The 20,462-nt window shown below is 33.8% G+C and carries 14 protein-coding genes and 1 pseudogene; 2 read left to right on the forward strand and 13 right to left on the reverse strand.

The genetic code is table 11. The annotated features are described in order from the left end of the window. Positions 1–40: 40 nt before the first annotated feature. The 4 genes from RMR19_RS07270 to RMR19_RS07285 all read right to left on the reverse strand — a co-directional run bounded on the left by RMR19_RS07270 (position 41) and on the right by RMR19_RS07285 (position 5,230). A complete protein-coding gene (locus tag RMR19_RS07270) occupies positions 41–2,302 on the reverse strand; it encodes an ATP-binding protein (RefSeq protein WP_310602837.1) in 2,262 nt (753 codons plus the stop codon). A 140-nt stretch (positions 2,303–2,442) separates the two neighbouring features. After that, positions 2,443–3,174, reverse strand: a complete 732-nt coding sequence (locus RMR19_RS07275) for a hypothetical protein (RefSeq protein WP_310602838.1) — start codon at positions 3,172–3,174, stop codon at positions 2,443–2,445. Beyond that, positions 3,158–4,009: an ABC transporter ATP-binding protein gene (locus RMR19_RS07280; protein WP_310602839.1), complete on the reverse strand. Its 852-nt coding sequence runs from the start codon at positions 4,007–4,009 to the stop codon at positions 3,158–3,160. Before RMR19_RS07280 ends, RMR19_RS07275 begins: the two co-directional genes overlap by 17 nt. A 186-nt stretch (positions 4,010–4,195) precedes the next feature. After that, entirely contained in the window at positions 4,196–5,230 is a 1,035-nt protein-coding gene (locus RMR19_RS07285; protein WP_310602840.1) for a glycoside hydrolase family 5 protein, read from the reverse strand. A 426-nt stretch (positions 5,231–5,656) separates the two neighbouring features. Here RMR19_RS07285 and RMR19_RS07290 point away from each other — a divergent pair, with 426 nt between their 5' ends. Together RMR19_RS07290 and RMR19_RS07295 are read left to right on the forward strand one after the other, a co-directional pair. After that, positions 5,657–6,514: a hypothetical protein gene (locus RMR19_RS07290; RefSeq protein ID WP_310602841.1), complete on the forward strand. Its 858-nt coding sequence runs from the start codon at positions 5,657–5,659 to the stop codon at positions 6,512–6,514. Positions 6,515–6,610: 96 nt separating this feature from the next. Continuing rightward, the gene (locus RMR19_RS07295) at positions 6,611–7,033 is read left to right on the forward strand and encodes a hypothetical protein (RefSeq protein WP_310602842.1); all 423 of its coding nucleotides are present in this window, start codon (positions 6,611–6,613) and stop codon (positions 7,031–7,033) included. Positions 7,034–7,493: 460 nt separating this feature from the next. Here RMR19_RS07295 and RMR19_RS07300 read toward each other — a convergent pair whose 3' ends face one another. The 9 genes and pseudogenes from RMR19_RS07300 to RMR19_RS07340 all read right to left on the reverse strand — a co-directional run bounded on the left by RMR19_RS07300 (position 7,494) and on the right by RMR19_RS07340 (position 20,295). Then, entirely contained in the window at positions 7,494–7,871 is a 378-nt protein-coding gene (locus RMR19_RS07300) for a hypothetical protein (protein ID WP_310602843.1), read from the reverse strand. 15 nt (positions 7,872–7,886) lie between these two features. Further along, positions 7,887–12,284 (reverse strand): hypothetical protein, encoded by a 4,398-nt coding sequence (locus RMR19_RS07305; RefSeq protein ID WP_310602844.1) that lies wholly within the window; start codon positions 12,282–12,284, stop codon positions 7,887–7,889. Further along, the gene (locus RMR19_RS07310) at positions 12,271–12,996 is read right to left on the reverse strand and encodes a DUF6063 family protein (protein WP_310602845.1); all 726 of its coding nucleotides are present in this window, start codon (positions 12,994–12,996) and stop codon (positions 12,271–12,273) included. Before RMR19_RS07310 ends, RMR19_RS07305 begins: the two co-directional genes overlap by 14 nt. A 1-nt stretch (position 12,997) precedes the next feature. After that, positions 12,998–14,581, reverse strand: a complete 1,584-nt coding sequence (locus RMR19_RS07315; RefSeq protein WP_310602846.1) for a hypothetical protein — start codon at positions 14,579–14,581, stop codon at positions 12,998–13,000. Positions 14,582–14,803: 222 nt separating this feature from the next. Continuing rightward, positions 14,804–17,146 carry a hypothetical protein gene (locus tag RMR19_RS07320; protein WP_310602847.1) on the reverse strand — a complete coding sequence of 781 codons (2,343 nt, stop codon included), beginning with the start codon at positions 17,144–17,146 and terminating at the stop codon, positions 14,804–14,806. Positions 17,147–17,483: 337 nt separating this feature from the next. Beyond that, positions 17,484–17,912: a hypothetical protein gene (locus RMR19_RS07325; protein WP_310602848.1), complete on the reverse strand. Its 429-nt coding sequence runs from the start codon at positions 17,910–17,912 to the stop codon at positions 17,484–17,486. Between the two features lie 13 nt (positions 17,913–17,925). Further along, positions 17,926–18,234, reverse strand: a pseudogene (locus RMR19_RS07330) (hypothetical protein); the annotation flags it as partial. Between the two features lie 149 nt (positions 18,235–18,383). Beyond that, positions 18,384–18,878 (reverse strand): hypothetical protein, encoded by a 495-nt coding sequence (locus RMR19_RS07335; RefSeq protein WP_310602849.1) that lies wholly within the window; start codon positions 18,876–18,878, stop codon positions 18,384–18,386. A gap of 172 nt (positions 18,879–19,050) precedes the next feature. Continuing rightward, a complete protein-coding gene (locus RMR19_RS07340; RefSeq protein WP_310602850.1) occupies positions 19,051–20,295 on the reverse strand; it encodes a polymorphic toxin-type HINT domain-containing protein in 1,245 nt (414 codons plus the stop codon). Positions 20,296–20,462: the final 167 nt, after the last annotated feature.

Consider the following 20,462-nt stretch of genomic DNA (forward strand, 5'->3'; position numbering starts at 1 on the left):
AATAATTCTAATTAAACTCATTTTTTGTTTCATTGTAATTCTAGTCAATAATATCGTCTATTGCAATAGTATTCTTTACATTTTGAGAAAATTTACCCTCTTTGGCTTGCTTCATTAATAAAAGCATATTTCTTGTTTCCGCTTTCTTAATCAACTCATTTACATAATCTTTCGTTCTTGCAAGCTGCTCTATACTTGGTGTTGTACGGCAGATTTGTGCTATCTTTTCTTCAAGATATACTACGGCATCTACTTCTATCTCATATTCCTGCTGCACAATCATATTACATGCAAAACCTAATATATCTTGCGTAATATAACGAGGTATTATGATTCGATGATTGAAGTATTTGCTGAGTTCCTTTTCTCTTGCCATTAGTTCTTCCATATTCCTTGTATAATCTTCAAACAAGACAAGTATCTTTCCATCAAAATACTCTATCATCTCGATGATCGACTTAACAGCCTTCTCATTTAGAAAACTTGCATTTTCAATTACCACAGATGCATTCTCTAACTGTCCCATCTTTTCCATCAGATTAATCTCATTTAACTTCAACGCACTAATCTTCGCTACTCTCTTTGTTTGAATACGATTTAACTTCCACATAACAATTGCAATGGCTCTTGCTAATGACGTTTTACCAGTTTGTGAATCTCCACAAATCATAAAGTTATTGCGCTTCTTACTATTATCCATATTCTCTAAGATAGAAATCAACTGATTCTTTATAGAATCATTATTAATAAAGTTTTGGAAAATCGTATTTAAATTAATACCATATGCATATACTGTCCCATCTTCTTCTTTAATATCATAGGAATCATGATTATATGTCTTTTTCGAATCCTTTTTCTGTAGTTGCTGCATCTTTTCTTTCATCTTCTGCAACTCGTCTGTCGTTAATGTAAGATCCTTGGGTGGAGACTTTTTCTCTTCTTTTGGGATTTCTTCTTCTTTTGTTGGCTCTGGAGCTACTTCAGCGGTTTCCTTTTCTTTCACTGGCGCTGGAACTTCTTCTGAGATTTCCTCTTCTTTCACTGGTTCTGGAACTTCTTCTGAGATTTCTTTCTTTGATGAGTTATACAACATATTCTCTTCTTCTAAAGCCTTTACGCGTGCCTTAACCGCACTTACAATGTCTGGTGTGAGAACATATCTGGATTCCTCCTGTGTTGCTGCTGATTCCTCTTTTTCTGGTTGTTGCTTTTCTGTTTTTGTTATTGGGAGTTCATCTTCTTGAACCTCTTCTTGAGAATCCTTTGTTTCCAAAACCTCTATCTCAGGCTCTTCTATTTTAGTTTCTTCTACTTCGCTTTCTTCTCGTTCAGATTCCTCTGCCACCATTTGTGTTTCTATGTATTCTGCTTCGGAAGTCTCATTCTCTGCATATTCTTCCTGCATCATTATTTCATCTGGTATTACTATCATATCTGGTATTATTTCTTGACTCTCTATACCTTGGCTTTCTATACTTTGACTTTCTATTTCTTCTGTATCTGCCAAATCATCGTAAGTGCCTTCTATATCAGTCACGTTCCCGCCATCAATATATAAAGCATCATTATCAAATTGTTTATTATCTGAAACTGTACTATCAACATCAAGAGGTGATGATACTATTGGCTGGCTTACAGCTACATTTCTTCTTTGCTTTACCTGTTTGATTACCTCTTCTAAACTTCTAGTTGCATCAAATTCCCCTGCTCCTAGATTATCTGTAATATTAAATCCACTTGTATAATGTTCCTTTAATAAACGTGCTTTCTCAACCACGATTCCTTGTCCAAACCACAGAATAATATCGCTACATTCCTCAACACATTTATTTTTTTGCCCTGCTTTATGATATAATTTTGCAAGCTCATATGCCCATTCTTCCATATAATCTTCTTGTTTCAGCTGTTCTAATGTGTTGATTCGCTGTGCATATGGCATATGCGTTGCTTTCTCTATTCTATACTGCAATACCAATCGATAGGGGTCTCTTGGAGCAATTCGAAGGTATTCTTGATAATACTCCCCTGTCTCCTCCATATTCTTCATCTTGATTGACAAGTCAATTAATTGCTCAACGACTTTTCTTGAACAAGATTTCTCATAGATTCGCAGTAATATTTCCATAGCATCTTCATATTCATCATTACTTATAAGAACCTCTGCAATAACGGATAAGTCGGACATACTTCTAATTTTATCAACATTTAAAGACTCTAGGATTTTCATTGCTTTTAGATATTGCTTATCCTGCGCAAGTCTCTTTATCTCTTTCATCTTGAGATTGGACGCAAAACGTTCCATTTCCGCACCTCCATATACAAACTGCAGAACTTTTATTTCTATTTTTTAGTTCACTCTGCTATTATAGCATTTCCCACCTATATAAGACAAGATAACAATTTATTCAACTATTAATTTCCTAGTACTTTCGTATCATTCTATTAAAAATCTTTCTTGTCTACAACAAAAATTCCTATTGCAAATACGATAACACTATAGATTACAGCATACAGACTAGCAGAAAGCATACTCTTTACTGTGAAATATTCCAGACCATAAAAGCAATCTATAATCGCACCCACTGGTGGAAATACCAACAAAACATATTTTGCCATCTCATATTTTGATATAATGCCCTTTCCACCTAAGCTAATAACAACAATAATAACCATAAGCAAGATTACGTGTCTTCGATTAAAAATATTTCTTGGTTGAAACAGATAGGAAACAGCAACAAATATGCAGGACATAAGCATATGAATTACAAACGAACAGCAAAAATCGGTAAATGTAATAGAAGTCTTAAACAGTTCAAAGCCATTTACCGCATTTACCAAAAATGGATACGCTGCACCTATAAAACTTAACACAGCACTAATTAAAAGAAGCGTGGCAATCTTGCTACCATAATACCTTAATTTGTTTTGCTGAATGTTGCAATATAAAACACGTTCTGCCACAATATCTTCATTTTCAAAAAATGTGAAGGAAATCCAAAACATAATATAGCCAACACTTATTGAAGAGACCATAACATCTGGAATATAAAATTGAGGTTTTTCCTTATAACTGATATAGGTAAATAGTAGATAAACAATTAACGGAACAACAATTTTGTTAGACATCAAATACATTCTGTTTCTGTATTTTATTAATTTAGTCCATTCTTTCATCTGTCATCCTCCTTAACTCATATCCCGCTTCCATCATTTTTAATACTATCATTTTACTGTTTTCTCTTTTTGCATAGATCTCAACCAGTTGCTCTTGCTTCTCTATTTTCAATACAAGTTCTTCTATCTTTACCGAGCTACCTACATCTCCAATCTCCAATCTTTCCCCCTTATCAAAAGACATAAGCACATACTCTAATGAACGCTCTGATATATCATTTCTTTTTACAAGTGTTTTATCTTCAATTTCATAGACAGTCTTTGAAAGTGTATTCATAAGCCATTTTTCATGACAAGACATTACAATCGCTGTTCCCTCTTTATTAAGTTGCTTTACATACTGTATAAAGTATCTCTGTGAATCACTATCTTGCCCAGATAATGGCTCATCAAGAAGAAGCACATCTGATTTTACCAAGAGTGCCTGAATCACCGCAACTTTCTGTAACGTTCCTTTTGATAAATATTTAATTGGCGTTTGAATCATATTTGACATATAAAATGCTTCAAACAACTCCGTACTTTTTCTTTTTGCCTCTACTTGCGTGAGTCCTTGAATTTGCGCCATATTTTCCACATATGCACTTGCAGAAATATTCATCTTAGGGAAATGTTCTGGCACATAACTAATTCTAATATTCGGCATATACCGAATGGTTCCTGTATCACTTTTCACAAGGTTACCCACTATATTTAACAATGTACTTTTCCCTGTTCCATTATGCCCAGTAAAAACAATGGAATCCCCAGAATTTACATCTATCGTTACCTCTTGAAGAATATAGCGATTAGCATACTTTTTCCCTACATTATGCAATGAAATTAAGTTATTCATCTAACCCCCACCTTTCCGATTTATCAATGTAATCATAAAACATATACAACGAATTTTCAATAAAAACCCAAAAAATGTTGAAGAATACGAAATAATCTATCGCATACTTCAACATTTAAATTTTAGTCATTCTTCAACTTACCCGTACTTGTGTATCATTATAATAACGATGCAAAACTTCAATACCTATCTTGTTGCACTGATAATTGCATCTTTCAATTTTGCTGTAAACCAAGTACAATCGCTTCGATTAAATATTCCAAAATACTCATCTCCGCTTGTATAATATCCATTATCCCACCAGATACAAGGCACTCCAATACTTGATGCCTTTGATAAATAATAACTTACCCACTTGATTACTTCGTCCTCGTTCGGCACTTCTTTTCCTTCTTCATTCACATACGATTTATTAACTGCACCGTATTCTGTAATAATAGCAGGAATCCCTTTGCTTATGTATGCCTCGTAGATTCGTTCCATAACTTCGTCAATTTCTTTATTAAGAGAACCATCCCATATTGCAACACTTCCCTCTGCATCTTTTGCATAGGCAAAATGATGTGGTGTATATGGATGAATTGATACTGCGATATGTTCATCTTCTGGAATTTGCAAACCATATATGGCTTCTTCTGATGCAGATGCTCCTACTGTAGTTATCAGTATCGTTCTGTCTGCATTATTTCCACCAGTACAACGTACTTCCTCTACGAATGCTCCTTCTAACTGATTCACATATTCACGGTTCTCTTCTGAACCACCTGTCCACTCATTCTCGCTAAACTCAATTCTTGGCTCATTCATTGCTTCAAATAGTAGATGGTCATCATAATCAGCAAAATATGTTGCTATCTGATTCCACATAATTTTGTATTGCTCAATTACTTGATTAAATCCGTCTTTTTGTGGTTTAATCCATTTATTCTCATGATGCATATTAACAATAACATACATCTTATTATCATATGCATAATCAACTAGCTCTTTCACTCTCTCAAGCCAGCTTTGTGCTATCTTATACTCTGGAGCTTGGCCTGTCTGTTCATGCCAAGTAACAGGAATGCGAATTGTATTGAAGCCTGCTGCCGCAACTGCGTCGATCATTTCTTTTGTTGTTTTAGGATTTCCCCATGCCGTTTCTCCACCAAAGCAATCCATTGAGTTTCCAAGATTCCAACCTGTTTTCATAGATTGAATAATTGTCTTCGTATCTCTCATAATATACCTCCTCAGTATAATAAAATACTATTTCTGACGCTTCATTTTTGGTACTTACGAGAGGTATTATACTCTTTATTTTTTGACACATAAATGTAGTTATTCTATATATGTTACCCTCACTATTCTTACTTTTTCTTTTAAAAAACAAGCCATCTAATATAATACAACTAATCAAAGTTATCCACAGGCCATTATATCGATTTTATAATATTCATCTCTCCAAATTGTAAATTATCCCTTGTAAATATATTGAATTTTTATATATGTTATGCTAATATATAATATAACATTACAAATAACAAAATAACTTACTATAATTCTATTAGTGATTACGCAAAACAATACTCTGTAATGTAATAATCAAAAGGAGGTCACTTTACTTCATTAATAGATATTTATGCTTTTATTTGAAAGGAGATCACAATGAAAAAAAATATAATTTCTATAATTATGTGTTGTATCTTAATCGGAACAACACATCAGCCAATTAATGCCCAAAAAGCTCCCTTGGTACAATCTGAGATCTACGAAGAAAAAGGTCAAATTATATTAGACTCTGTTAGTTTAACAAATAATGATGGCGCAGTTGGCATATCAAATACTACTAATCTTATTCAAGCAAAACAAATATCACAGCAATTACAAGATCCACAAATACAAAGTGTATTGTCTGATTATATGGAAAATGATAGAACCCCCATTGGAATTGGTTGGACAAGAGTCTACTTTGATGGTGAAGGTGACACAATTGACGACGTTCCAATGACTGTCAACGAAATGGAGGAATATAAAAAATCCAATTTTGTTAAAGCAATGGTACAAGGAAAATCAACTACTTATGGTTATAATTTTACCCTATACACAATCGTTGGATATGATAATTGGAATCCTTCCATAACTTATGCTGATTCAGTCGCAGAGTGGAGTCTTGGTTCAGCTGGTAAGAATGGGCCATCTTATACTGATGATGATTTCATAACAATGTCATGGCCAAAAGGTTTTGTCCTATTGACATCTGGACTTAGTGGTGGTACAAACCAATACAAGAAAAAAGAAGCTTACTCTAGTGTTGTTTGGGGATTCGAAGAAAAAGTAGGAAAAACCATTCTTATGACTACTGGTAAAAATGATAATAGTAGCGTTACACGCAAATGGGTTAGTGACTATGTTCATACTTGGGGTGAGACAACTCCATCATTTGAAATCTCTTTATCAGGTATATCTGTTTCACTTTCTAGTTCAAGTATGTCATGGCAAGTTGCTAGCTCTCTAGTCTACTAATGCATTATGTTAGGTGGTGATAGATTGAAAAAGCCTATACTTTACCGAATTTTACTTTTAATAAGTATTGTCATACTAGCCTTTATTTTTATTAATTTGAATTCTAGAAATAAAGCTAAAAACCCTCAAGATATATTATCAAATAAATATTCAAACAATACGAACTACAACGTTTTATTACATAGGGAAAAAGATGAATGTGTAGCATATCTTGGAAGTGATGATGAGAATATATATGTCGATATATTTGAAAATGGAGATTATCTCGGAGGTTCTTTCCTCTCATTAAACGATGATAATTCTATTAACTTATATCAAACACGTCAATACCATAATACGATTGTGGTATTTGGAGATAACACAAAAACAAAGTATCACTCATATACCCTTATCGCAACTGGTAACCATACGGAACCACTGACGATAGAACAAACAATTCCAGATAACAACAAAATACTCGACATCTATCTATTAGATTCAAAATATAATATGAATTTCGATTTAGAATTTCATGAATAAAATTAATTACTGAAAGACATTGAAACAAGCTTTATTGCAACAAAAAAAATCGGAGTAGTCTAGTATTAGCTACTCCGATTATATGAAATTATTTTAGTTTCTTTATGCCAAATCCTAACCAGTTCTCTTTTACTTTACACATCGGAGGAAATTGTATCAACTCAATACCAGATTTGACGTATCAATTTATCTATACTTTTTGTTCTTTATGGCCGTTTTGAAGGTGAGTGGCTGTATCTTCTGTACGCTCCGATGTGTATCTTTAGAAGATATCTTATGGTCCTTCAACCCATATGTAGCAAGTAATAAAAGTATAGGAATCAAATGTATATATGCCTTATATTATAGTAAAAATGTTCCTTCTTGTCAATAGCAATACGCGATTCTTAGCCCTGTGTTAGCAACATCTGTAACTGTTTACTCCCAAGCCTTGCACCACCCTACAAACTTGATTTTACCCTTATCTTATACTATGTTTTATTATTGCTTTCCACAGCATAGAAATAGCCAAAATACAAATCGGAACAACACCTAACATTATTAGCATATTGTTTATCGTAAATTTAGTCTCTATTGTATGTTCTCCATACTCAACCATATATCGAATAAGTAAACCTACTAAAAAAGACAAACAATTTAGTATTTGGATATAAATCACTTTCGTAATTAAAACTGCATACAATCCTCCAAGTATAACAAAGGTCAAAAGATAATACAGAAATGAATCTCTATTTGAGTTCAATGGAAACATTCCAAAGCTAAACACGATATTTATTAAAATCACTATTATCCAAAATATCTTTTTCTTATCCTTAATTATATCTATTACATTTTCCATTTTTACCTCCTCTACTTACTCAAACAAGCTCGTTTGTTCGTACTGCAATGGAATATATTCAATCTCTGTTGTATCTACACTGCTATGATAATCCACTACAACCGTTTGCTGTTTCTTATCATTCAAACTTTGTCCTAATACATAATTCACATCAAACTTACCTGTGATAGCAGGAGTCGTTCCTCTGGCAGGTACAATTAACTGTACTTGGTTCATCTTTAGTAACTCAAAGATTGGCTCCCATATATAGACGTCTTTTGCCGCACCGAATGGGTTATCAATAAAGATTACTTTGCGAAGTCCCGTATTATCAATATTGCCAGAGTTCATATATGTGATATAGTTAATGATTGCGATAAGGAATTGAATATAGATACCTTGCGATTGCCCTGTACTACCAACTGCCTCTTCATAACGCAAATGCTTACTCTGCTCCTTTATACGCTCTCTCTTGTATAATGTCAGCTTAATACGGTTCATATCGGTTACAATAACTGCAAAGAGGCGTTTTAGAGATAACGATGCTTTGATATATTTTATCTTGTCGCTTGGCGTTTCATACTTATCAACAGCAGCTACAATGGTGTCAATGTAGTCTGACATTCTCTGTCCTTGTAACTCTTCATTCACATAAGGAATATGTAGACCGATTATTGGTATCTGCTCATTGTCCAACATAATCTTTGAGAGTTTTGGTAAACGTTCTAGTGCCGCCTTCACATTATTACAACGTTGTAAACATTGGTTCTCAAAGCTCTGCTTGATTCTTTCCATATCTTCAAGCCCTTGCTCGATACGTTGTCTCTCTAGACATATACAATCACAAACTTCTGTCAAACTGCTCTTTAATCCATTGGACTCATCTAATGTAGTTGGTACAACAACAGAAGTACGAAGTTCCTGCGCAAGTTCATATGCTTTTAGCAATTCTAATGTTTGTGCTGTCTTTTGTAACTGTTGATAGAACTCATCACGTTTTCTGTTTACTTCTTTCGCTATAACTTCTATATCTTTGGAAATCATTTTCACAAAGCTCTCTATGTCAGAGATTTCAACACTCTCCACATCGGTAGATTTCGCAAGCTCTATTTGGCGATAGATTCGCTCCATATCGTCTTTCGCATTTTCACAAACTCTCATAGCTCTTTCACTACAAACAATTTGTTCACTCATCGCTTGCTTCTTCTGCATCATGGCTTGAAGAGCCGCTTTTTGTTCCTCTATATTTGTATCTGCTGTAATCTGCTCTAATGCTTCTTTGAAGACAACACCAAACTTTTCTTCCGCTACATTACGTGCTTCCTCTACTTTACCGCCGAGTTGATGCATCACTGCCTTTTTCTCATCGACACTTGTTTGCAGATTTTTAAGTATCATTTCTTGGTGGATATAATCCGCATTCTCTTTTTGTAATATATCATCACTAACCGCAATTAGAGAATGATTACTTCGCATTTCTTCTAACGTAGCTACACCTATCTTACGTTTTGCAATTGCTTTCAAGCTTCGATTCATCGCATTAATATAAGAATTAAGAAGGCGTTCCTTATCTCCTAAATCACTATACTCTTTCTCAAATGCATCTTTTTTTCCTAAGAATCTTGCATCTAACTCTTCTTCCGATAGAGAAAGAATCTCAAACTCCTCATCTTTGTAATAAGGAAGAAATAAAGTTGTCCACTGCTCCTTATCAGATTTAAGTTGTTTATCCACAGAGTCCGCTTGTTGTCCCCACATATCGTGTTTTTCTTTCCAATCAGAGTGCATCTTACAGATTCGTTCATATCCCTCATGCAGTTTCTCACACTCATTACGTAACACGATACTTTGTTCTTCAAGCTCTCGCTTTTCATTCATAACTGTTTCAATCTCTACAAGACGTACTTGTTCACTCTGCCTCTCTTCTATCTCCACCGTTATCTCAGCGATTTCTTCAAGCATCTGTTTCACGGCTTGTTCTTTCTTTATATAGTCAGCAGTATACTCTTGGATTTCTTGCAAGAAAGAATCCATTTCTTGCTTTGCACTACTATGTTCTTGCACTACTTCTTCGTATCTCACTTGTTCTATTGTTAAGTAGTTACGGACTTTATCCATATCTGATTTTAGGATTATCTCTTGTTGTTCTAACCTTCTAAGTACGTCTTTTTCTTCCTCTATCTCACCACGGACAATGCTTTCTTCCTCCGCCATACGTTCTTCACGATAGAAAAGTTCCTCTTCCTTCATTGCAAATGTAATTGAATCTTTAGATAACTGTATATTTCCTTGCTTAATCTCTTCTAAGTTAAGTATTGGTATTGCATATGCACCAAAGTCTTTACGGCGAAAATAACGGTCATTTAATAAATCCTCATATCCTTCCATAACAATCAATGCATATGGTAGAACTGGAATTCTATGTAGCAAACGTTCTCTTTCCTTTTCTGACAATGTATGAAGGTATGCCGTACCTGTCATTATCTGATCTTTGTATCTCGTCTCTAGATATTCCTTTACCTTTGTTACCCCTTCACTCTCAACATCAAGATTTCTCTCCATAAGCTGTGTTAGATATCTTTCATTCACTTGGATACGTTCTTTACATTTGAACATATTTGTAAGAAGAATCTTATATTGCTCTTCTAACTCTTGTAAACAGTTATCAGACATAATATGATACACCTCTAACAATTTCTCATATTCCATCTGACGTACCTTATAGCCCTCAAGCCATTCTTCAGCCTGCTTTATCGTTGTCGCAAGCCCTAACTTCTTCTCTTCCTTTATCTGTAGACTCGTTTTAATGCTATGCATTGTATCTTGGCACTCATCTACTTCCTGTTGCATTCCCTGCACTCTTGCTACAGAAACATTATTTTCTTCACTTAAACGCTCAATTGTCGCTGTAACATCTTCAAGAAATAGTAAGCTTACATTCTTACGCATTTCATTCAGTTTCTGTTGCAGCGATACAATCTTCTCTTCTACTAATGTAAATGCATTCTCTTTAATCGCTCGTTCGATATCTAAATGTCTTTCCTCTTCCTCTGTATCGGCTAATGCTTCCTCTGCTTCTGCTAGTTTCTCAATCAATTCTGACTTTGTAGATTCTAACGTCTCAAACTTCTTATCCATATGACATTTCTTGTTAAATGCAAGCTGGTTTAGCTCCTCTATCTCAACTTTGCTTCCGCCTTTAATTGCCTCTAACGATTCTTTTAACTCATCTCGATTCCCCTTCTCTTGTAGGTATTCAAGATAATCATTCATACTCTCTTTTAACGAAATATCCTTTTGCTTTCGAGCTAATAAATCCTCTTGTAGGTGGATTTCTTTCGTTAGCTGCTCTATCTCTTGATTTATTTTCGTAAGATTCGTTTCATTTTGCTGAACTTTTGCTGCCTCTACTATGATTTCAAGATGCTTCATCTTATTATCTATCTCGTTCTGTTTTGCACATAGTTGTTCATAATAGGTCTGATTTTCAGCAATGCAGTTTTGATTATAATGATACGCTTGATGTAACTTTGTCTTTAACTCTTCATCTCTTGCGTACACATGATCTAGTACACCTAAACGTCCTTTTAATTCACCAATAATCTCTGTTTGACGATCATAGAAATTAACCGTTGCCTTTTTCTGCGACAACTCTATTAATTTATCTTTGATGTTTAATAGCGTTCCCGCCATTGTATCTTCACTATCACCCTCTTCTCCATTTCCAAGATAATGATTGTATGATTTTTGAATAATCTCTTCAATTAAAAGGTCTTCTACTACCTTACGAGTCGTCTTATAGTTTGTTTCAAAATAAGTACGTACATGACCTTCTGTCTTGTTTATTCCACGAATGATTTCCCATTCACTCTCATAAATTCCATAGTTGCTTATGAATTGTTGGTACTCTCCCTTTCGGTCAAATATCTCTACATAAAGACCCGGATTTCTTTGAAGTTCTTTTAAATACTGTCGCAATCCCGAATATGTAACACGTTCATTCTCATTAACAAGCTGCAGATTACGAATATCATGTTCATTGTATTCTCGGTAGAAGATACAGTAATTGAAGTAATCAATCGACGCAGTATCTTTCTCTTCCTGTGCCGTTCCTTTTCTTGCACAGAATCCTGTCGTCATATACTGAAAACCATCTTTTATATTATTATCATTGAGTTTCCATTCGATTAAAGAATGAATTGTTGAACTTCCTCCCGATGTACGAAATAGTTTCTCAACAGGTTGCTTATCATCTAGCGTACAATTAGGAATTACCGTCTGTAACAGCAGGAGCATAAGTACACTCTTACCACCACCATTTGCAAGGTCATATAGCATATTCTTGCCATATGGTTTCATCATGAAATCATCGTAATACTGTGTACCAAAATTATATTTAACATTGTTTACACGCAATCTATTAATATGAGGCATTGTCGTTATCCTCCTTTGTTATAATTTCATATAATCTGCCACGCTCTTCTTCAAAATACCTTGTTATTATAATACGAAAACGCTCTGTAATATAATATCGCTCTTCCATCTCAAGAAATAATGATTGTGACAATAAGAAATTAAATACAAGTTTCATATATCCATATCGTGAACCTCTTGAAGCTTTTCCGCCCATATTCTCTTCATTTGCTACACTCGGAAGCTCATCCCATAGATTTGCAATAGCTTCAAAGCTGTTCTCTTCCAGTTCATTCAAACGAAACTGCTTCATATTCGATATTATATTATGTAATCCTGCGTCAACCGCTTTGATGATATCTTCTATCTTCACATACTCTGTATACGTGTATGTTCCCGACTGCGTATAAAACTTCGTAATAATCTGATATATAATAAAATAGCAAAGATAAAGTTCTTTATTCAGACGCACTCCTATCAGACGGCGTAACTCCTCGTTTGTGTAACCAAATACACGATTTTGATTTCCTGCTGTAATAAATAACGATTCATTCGATTCATAAAGTTTAAGATTCATCTGTGTTAACATCGTATCTAGTATGTTTGCTATCTCTGCATTATCACGGTACTCTTGGTACAATTCTGCATTTCTTGATGTTCTCATACTAATCTCTTCACCTGTGATTAATTTTCCAAACAACTCTACTGCCTTTTCTAAACTGCGATTATCCATATTAACACGTATACTCCTTCCTTATGAATTTAATATTCGAAGTAAAGAAACTTACCCTCTCCTCACTCGAAACTACTTGTATATTCTCTATCATATCTTCACTTAATTCCTTTGTCATAACAATTTCAAAATATAGTTTCTCATACTTTGTATTCTCTGGTAATGCTAACATATCTGCAATAATTCCTTCGAGAAATGTATCTGGTTCTTTCAACGTTTCCCATAGTCGATACGCTTTCTTCTGACATAAATGCACTAAAAACGAATAGTAATCACTATTTTTAAATATTTCATCAAAATATTTCACTTCTAACTTTCGATTAAGAACACGTAAATCAAATTTTTCTTTCGCAATCAGCATATCAAATAATGTTTTCGCTATTGCCGTAAAATTACTCCTAATACGTTCGTCTTCTTTCTCGTCTTCGTATACATACTTGGAGTCCTTTGTTTCCTCTATCTTCTCCGCTTGCTCCTCTGCGCTTTGAGGATATGTAGTAAGCTCATCTACACTGGCTATGTTCCATGTCTTTCGTATATTTGGTAATAGTAATGGCTCAATCATCGCCTTTAATAAGCTTGTATCTTGCTTTAATCGAATCTTCGATTCATAATCCTTAAAATCAAAAGAAGCACGTAGTTTGCCAAGTTTAGCACTTCTCAGCATCTCATCTGCCTTCTTTTGAAGGTCAATACAATCTACTAGTAATGCATTATGCTTTCCAATTGCTCTTAACAATTCCTTCTCTAATTCATGGATATCTTGCAACGACTGTATATAGGAATCCGAATTCCCTTCTGTATGGCTACTTAATTCTGCCTTTTCTACTGCCTTACGTATCAATTCCGTATTGTTTGAGAACAATCTCTGCTCCTCTTCAAACCATTTCATTCCCGTCTTTACGAAACTATCATATGCCTTCATACCTTCAAACACATCATTACTTAGCACTTGAATCACTTCATTCTTGCGAAGGCTCAGCATATTTACTTCATGATTAATGCGTCGAACCACCTGTATTCCTGAACGAAAATCTTGTGAACGAATCATTTTCTCTAGTAGCAACTGCTCTATATTAATCTTACTTTCATCTTTTATCTCTTTCGTATCAAGATAGAATTCAATTGCATCTGAAGTAAGGGTATATGTAACTTGGTCACCATCTAATTGACTGTTAATCAGCTTTACACGTGTTACATTCTTCTTTCGTGTAGCTGGATCATAGTAGTCCATATAAAATGGTTTTCCTTCATTGTGAATCTTATCAAATATATATCCGATCAGTTCCTTTGTCTCATCCGATGTAGAAGGAATTCCAAAGTCTCTCTCTAAGAGGGGGGCTAAAAAAGCAACGTATTTCGCATACGTTACCTCCATGTTATTAAAATTATTCTCTTCTATAAAAAAACGTAACACTGCCATTAGCACATAGCCCATGTCAATATCTACGTATTTTCCGTCTTTGTACTGTGTAAGTGAGGAATCTTGTATCTTAAAAAATGGATAGTATTTTTTTAGATTCTGCATTCGCTCATAATGAAAATCTACAACCTCTTGTATCATATTATACTCTGCATATCCCACAAACTCTCTTTTGATATAACCAAGTAAACCGTCAAAAGAAAGCAGTGCATAGCTCCTCTCGTGATATTCTTGTTTGCTCTTTTGCCAAACGCGCTATCCTTTATCATACCATATTTTTGACAAGCTGCATACAACAAATTGTGACACAACGTAGAAAAAGGCAATTTTTATTGTGTTTTTCTACAACAAAAATTGCCTTTTCATCTTGCTACATTTATTTAACTAAAACTCCGTATAATATGCTCTTGTTTCTAGTAATTCTGGTGTTAATTCAACACCTTCTTTTTCTAATGCTTTATAGCGAAGCTCCAACTCATGAACCTTTTTGCTTCTCTCTCTATTGAAACGATTCATTGCTTCTGCAAACAATGGCTGACTTGTGAGTCTCTCGCGAACAGGTTTCTTAAATGGACAATACATAGCAAGTAGCTCTCTTGCACATTTATTCAAACGAATAGAACCCTTCGATTCATTCTTAATCCAGTTTACATAATCAATAACAAAGATTTCTCTAGAATTACTCTTTCCTTTTTGAATCTGTAATTTAATCTTCTCTTTTGTCTCTGCTGATAAATCACGATTCTTCTTAAAGAACTGAATATAATCAACATATTCTGAAGTAAGAGATTTATACTTAATATTATTCCAAGCTGTTCCTTGAATACTTCTACAAAGTTCCCAATGGAATTTACCTAAAACTTTAATTAGTATATCTTCTAATTCTGTCTCTGCAAAGCATGGCAATAAGAATCTTCCGCTTGTATCTCTCTTCTTTCCTGTAATCTCTTGCCACATAACACCATTAATACCTGCTGTTGGCAACAATATAATATCAGGGAATACTTCTTGTTGAATGTATTCCTTTTCAATCTTTCTTTTCACATCACGATATAATGATTCACGATAGAATACTGTGTAATCAAGCTCTCTCAATTGGTTAATTACATAGTTCACCTTAGCTGCCGTTACAAATGTTGTATTCAAACTCTTTGTGAACAAATCTTGATGTAGGATTGGTATAAATGAGGATACTTGTCCATTAACAAGGCGGTTGTTACATTGGAACATATTAATTATTTCATAGTTTAATTTCTTATCAACGTCGTTAAGTATTCTCTTTTCTTCTTCTGGAGTCATACGAACTGTCTTCTTCATCTCACGTATCGACTCTGTATAATCTAAGTCAAACTCACTCTTTGAAGGTTCTCTACGTCCTTCATAGATTTCTACTAACCATTCTCTTATGTTAAATACCTTACATGGTATACTATCACCACTTTGTGCATCTAAATAGTAAAGATCTACTAACTGCTGTTTTGTTAACAACGTTTCATCAAGAAATGCATAGCGTAAAAAAAGATCTATTACCTTGTCTGTATTCTTTTCCTTGTAAGCTCTCAAAAATACGGCTTGATAAAGAGGATAGAATGCCTTTGATATTCCTCTACGAATTGCTCTTGCTTCATCAGAAGTATCGAATTTATCTGCAAGATTTCTAAACATAATAACACGTTGCTTTAACTCAGTCGCCTCTTTCGAATCCATCTGTGCATATTCAAGTATCTTTCTCATAGAATCTTGCAACTCACTTACCGCTTTCGCTTCATCTACCTCTTGATGCTCTTCTTCTGTATCACTCTTACCTATACTTGTATCTAAATCAACACCTGTTAGTAAAGTAGAATACAGTTGCTCCATTCTTTCTCGATTAATGTATGTTACTCTTGCTGTCTTAGTTGAAAGCATTCTTTCTACACTATTAATCTCTTCTGTTATTTCATCAATTAATGAATCTAACTCTTCGCTTTTACGTCCTAACTTATGCACTTCAATTGCAACATTGATTGCTTGATCAAAAAGCGAGTCTTTCGATTCACTTATCATACTATCAAGCAATTGATTCATATAAATTGCTCTTTCTGATGTCTCTTTGATATATGTAATATTATCCATTACCATCTCATCTATATGACGTGCTGTAAGCTCTTCACCACAAGCAAAAAATGCTTTTTGTACATCAATAGGTACTTTACTAAGCGCTCTGTAATAATCGATACTTGCGCGATTTCGTAATATCTCTACCGGAAATGGTTCTAACTCTTCTAACATTTCGATTGGCTCTACGCGATATCCCACTCTCGCTGTTAATTCTTTGAATTTTGCATATACCCGATTTAAGAAAACATATAGTTGTTTTGCTTTCACATCAAATTCAACATATATCTTATTCACTTCAATTAAATATCTTGATAACGTGGCCACTAACAATCCTGGATAATCTTTATTCGTATCCAAAATCGCTTTAAGATCATCTCTATCTGTTACTTCAAACGGAAGCAACATTACATCATCAAAAGCTGTATATGTACTTATAAATCTTTCTGCGTATAAATCTGTAACCCCAATAAAACTCCCCGATCCAACTACTGTTCTTGAGCCGCCGTTTTGAACTAATACTCTCCCTTTAAGTACCAAACATATGGTAGACAGGCTCTCATTCTCCCCGTAAATTTCTGTTCCTTTTGTAAATTGATTGACTACATTTGGATTAAAACTAACTCCCATTTTATCACCTCGAAATTCAAATTTTATGCTAAGCGTTAGTACTTAAACTCTATTATATCTATTATAATCTATTATCCATAGAACATCAAAACAAATTTCTTTCATTTTGCTGAAAACGGGCGAAAATCATGCCTTTTTGGGACTATTTTACTAACATGAGAGAAAGAAATCCTCAAAATCAATTTTCTATTGCTGCTCGCTTTTCATGGAAAGAACCTTTTCCGTTTCCCATACAATGCTACCATTGTTGTCGCATTCTGTTATTCGGCATTTTACACACCGCAAATCTTTTCATTTTCTGTAAAATCAAAAGAAGGTACTTTGAATCCGTTCCTAATTACTCTTTCAAAACATTTCTTGCAACTTGACTATCAGGCATCTTCTCTAATACTTCTTTTGCTATTTTTTTTGCCTGCTCTTTGCTTACTATTTTTTCTGGTACATCATAAAACAGCAGCATACTCTCTTTATATTGATAATTATTAGGTTCTAAAATGCAAGCTCTTCGTAAATGATTATAGGCTAAGTAATATGCCCCAGATATAAATGAATAAGCCGATGCTAATAGTTCAAATGCAATGTAATGTAAAATTCCATTATCATTTTCAGATATTAAATATACTACAAAAAAATACACACTTACATCTTCACTATCAAAAGCAAACTTATCTAATTTCTTCTCTAATTCTTCATTTGGAATACCTATACATATCGCTTTAGCAATTTCAAACTCTCCCTCTAATATATACTCCAACAAATTTTCCACGTAATCATTCTCCTTATTTTTTTACAAAGTCCTTGACTATATACACTATTCCATCACATACTACTCTTACAGCATTCTTAAATCTCTTTTGACCTTCCTTTGAAAAGAAATAACCTACTGTAACAATAATAGTTGTTCCTTCTACAACCACTTCAATTACAGTTTTTGCTGTTATTGTAGCTACTATTAATGCAACTGCACTATTTCCACTCGGATCACTATAACTCATAGGACTATTCTTCACGTACACATATAGATTAAAACTACCTGGATTGCTTAAATTCCCTTTATAAGCATCTTCACTTACAAATCGACCACTCTTTGCATCATAATATCCCTCTACTTAAAATATAGTCTATACAAAGACACAGGATTTAACATTTACTTACAATCATATTTTTTGTTTAAAGGAGCAAATGTGTGACACATCTACTCCTTCATGTATATTTCCCCTTCTGCTTTTCAATTAAGCTATTCTATTTTTATACTTCTTATTTCTATTTTATCCTTACTTGTCAGATTTTCTTCCCATAATTTTTTTTGTTCTAATCCACCAATATTAATTCCCAAAAAACCTGGATCAATAAAAACATTCTCTCTATTACTTAATTTTAGAAATAATATATCAGTTATTAATATATCTTCTCCAATCTCTAAATTACAAAAAAACACCTCTTCTACTTTTCTATTTTCTTCTAGAGGATTTAATAATACCACTTCACTAATCTTTATTTTTCCATCAATTTCATCTTCTATATAATTTTTATAACATATACAATCTGTTATAGACAATTTTAACTTCGAATAACTTTCAATTGCTTCCAATTCAATAAATTTATCTCCTAGCTGGATATATAGATAGTTACTATTAACAATAAACTCTTTATCCTCCTTATCAAAAATACCTACTAAATACATCTCATCTAATTGATTTATTTTTAAAATATTTCTTAAACTATTAATCACTTAATTAGCCTCCTGATAGTCTAGCATCGTTAGATTCTATGGGTAAAATCTATAAAACTATATTTTTTCTCTTTTACCTGTATTATTTGCTATAAATCTCTATTAATCAAAAGTTTAATAGAGATTTATAGTATACAAATATAACTATATGCAAGGAATAATCATCCTTTTATTAATTATTAACTAATATGATTTTTACATCCATTCCTTTCCCTTGTTCCAAAATAGTAACCCATTCCCCATTTTGTTTAATTGCTATAGTAATTCCTTTTCCCCTATAAATGTTTAAAACATCACTACACTTATTTAAAGTTCCCTTTCCTACAAACGGAATTGTTCCATTATTAATTAGCCTTTTAATATCATTGAAAAATTCTTCTGGGTTTTTATAACTAGGGTATTTTTTCCCAGTCACTCTTTCTAAAAGATGCTTATGTTTAAGAAAATGTTCTTTGAATTTTTTCCCTCCTGTTATAGCTTTTATACCCTCAGCACCACACGTATTATGCACCAGCACCCCTAAATCAGATACAAAGTATATATGGAAATCTGCTACTTCAAAGTTATATACAGGTATACTCTCTTCATGTACTTCTTCCCATATGTTTTCTACTTTTGCTTCTGTACCTGATGATAGTCGTAGCATATCACCACATCGTAGAGAACCTGCTTCTACAAAGCCTTTTCCTTCCACCCAGAATGGATGCTCACTTGTTGTTTCTATCTCTGTTCCATTTACTATCACATGGATTATCTCAGCCTTGTATCTAACAAATGTTTGCACTACTTCTTTGTACGCAAGCTGTCCTGTCTCTGGATTTTCTGCTAGTACATAATCTCCTGCTTGGATATCTTCAATGTTCTTATTTCCATCTCTGGTTTTTATCTGTGTTCCTGCTACAAAGCATGCCCCAGGTGAAGCTTTTGATGTATTTCCTGCGTTCTTTGCTACACTTGCAGCATTTGCTTTTGGATTTGTTTTTGCATCTAATACATCAATTCCAGTCAATTTCTTTATTCGTGCCGGATTGACTCCCAGTTTATCCAATCCTTTAGCTACTGCTTTTGCTCCGAGCTTGCATACATATCTTGCTGCTATATCACTCAGAAATCCCATTGCAAAATCTTTTAATGCTTTTTCACAGTTATATTTCTTTCCTTGTTTTATCCAGTTTACAACAACATCTCCAAGGGCTGTTATTGCGGATTCTAACTTTTTGTTTTTAAAATCAAATAAATTTTCACCAGCTGATCTGAGTACTTGCAACCAGTCTACTTTATTAAAGGAGGCTTTAAAGTTTCCTTTTGTTTTATCATTAAAAAAGTAGTTTTCTACCAGTTGCATTCCCATATCAAATAGCCCACCTATACCTAGTTTTGCAACTAAACTCTCTAAAACGTGTCCACTTGGATCCATATATTTGTTTGGATTTTCTCAACTAGATTAGTACTATACTTGACATACAGCTCAGATAACCTGGCAAAGTCTCCTGTCAGGTTATCTTGCTGTTCTTAAATATTTAATCTATACTTTAAACCATTTAAAACCACATGTATTCAAGAAGAATAATTGTATACTTTATT

Origin of the sequence: Anaerosporobacter sp. (assembly GCF_031551385.1) — a bacterium.
In the GTDB taxonomy this organism is placed as follows: domain Bacteria; phylum Bacillota; class Clostridia; order Lachnospirales; family Lachnospiraceae; genus Anaerosporobacter.

Bases quoted from the DNA above. Each gene is read 5' to 3' on its own strand.
- RMR19_RS07270 (WP_310602837.1), bottom strand. From the start codon at position 2,302: ATGGAACGTTTTGCGTCCAATCTCAAGATGAAAGAGATAAAGAGACTT.
- RMR19_RS07280 (WP_310602839.1), bottom strand. From the start codon at position 4,009: ATGAATAACTTAATTTCATTGCATAATGTAGGGAAAAAGTATGCTAAT.
- RMR19_RS07275 (WP_310602838.1), bottom strand. From the start codon at position 3,174: ATGAAAGAATGGACTAAATTAATAAAATACAGAAACAGAATGTATTTG.
- RMR19_RS07300 (WP_310602843.1), bottom strand. From the start codon at position 7,871: ATGGAAAATGTAATAGATATAATTAAGGATAAGAAAAAGATATTTTGG.
- RMR19_RS07285 (WP_310602840.1), bottom strand. From the start codon at position 5,230: ATGAGAGATACGAAGACAATTATTCAATCTATGAAAACAGGTTGGAAT.
- RMR19_RS07290 (WP_310602841.1), top strand. From the start codon at position 5,657: ATGAAAAAAAATATAATTTCTATAATTATGTGTTGTATCTTAATCGGA.
- RMR19_RS07320 (WP_310602847.1), bottom strand. From the start codon at position 17,146: ATGGGAGTTAGTTTTAATCCAAATGTAGTCAATCAATTTACAAAAGGA.
- RMR19_RS07340 (WP_310602850.1), bottom strand. From the start codon at position 20,295: ATGGATCCAAGTGGACACGTTTTAGAGAGTTTAGTTGCAAAACTAGGT.
- RMR19_RS07310 (WP_310602845.1), bottom strand. From the start codon at position 12,996: ATGGATAATCGCAGTTTAGAAAAGGCAGTAGAGTTGTTTGGAAAATTA.
- RMR19_RS07305 (WP_310602844.1), bottom strand. From the start codon at position 12,284: ATGCCTCATATTAATAGATTGCGTGTAAACAATGTTAAATATAATTTT.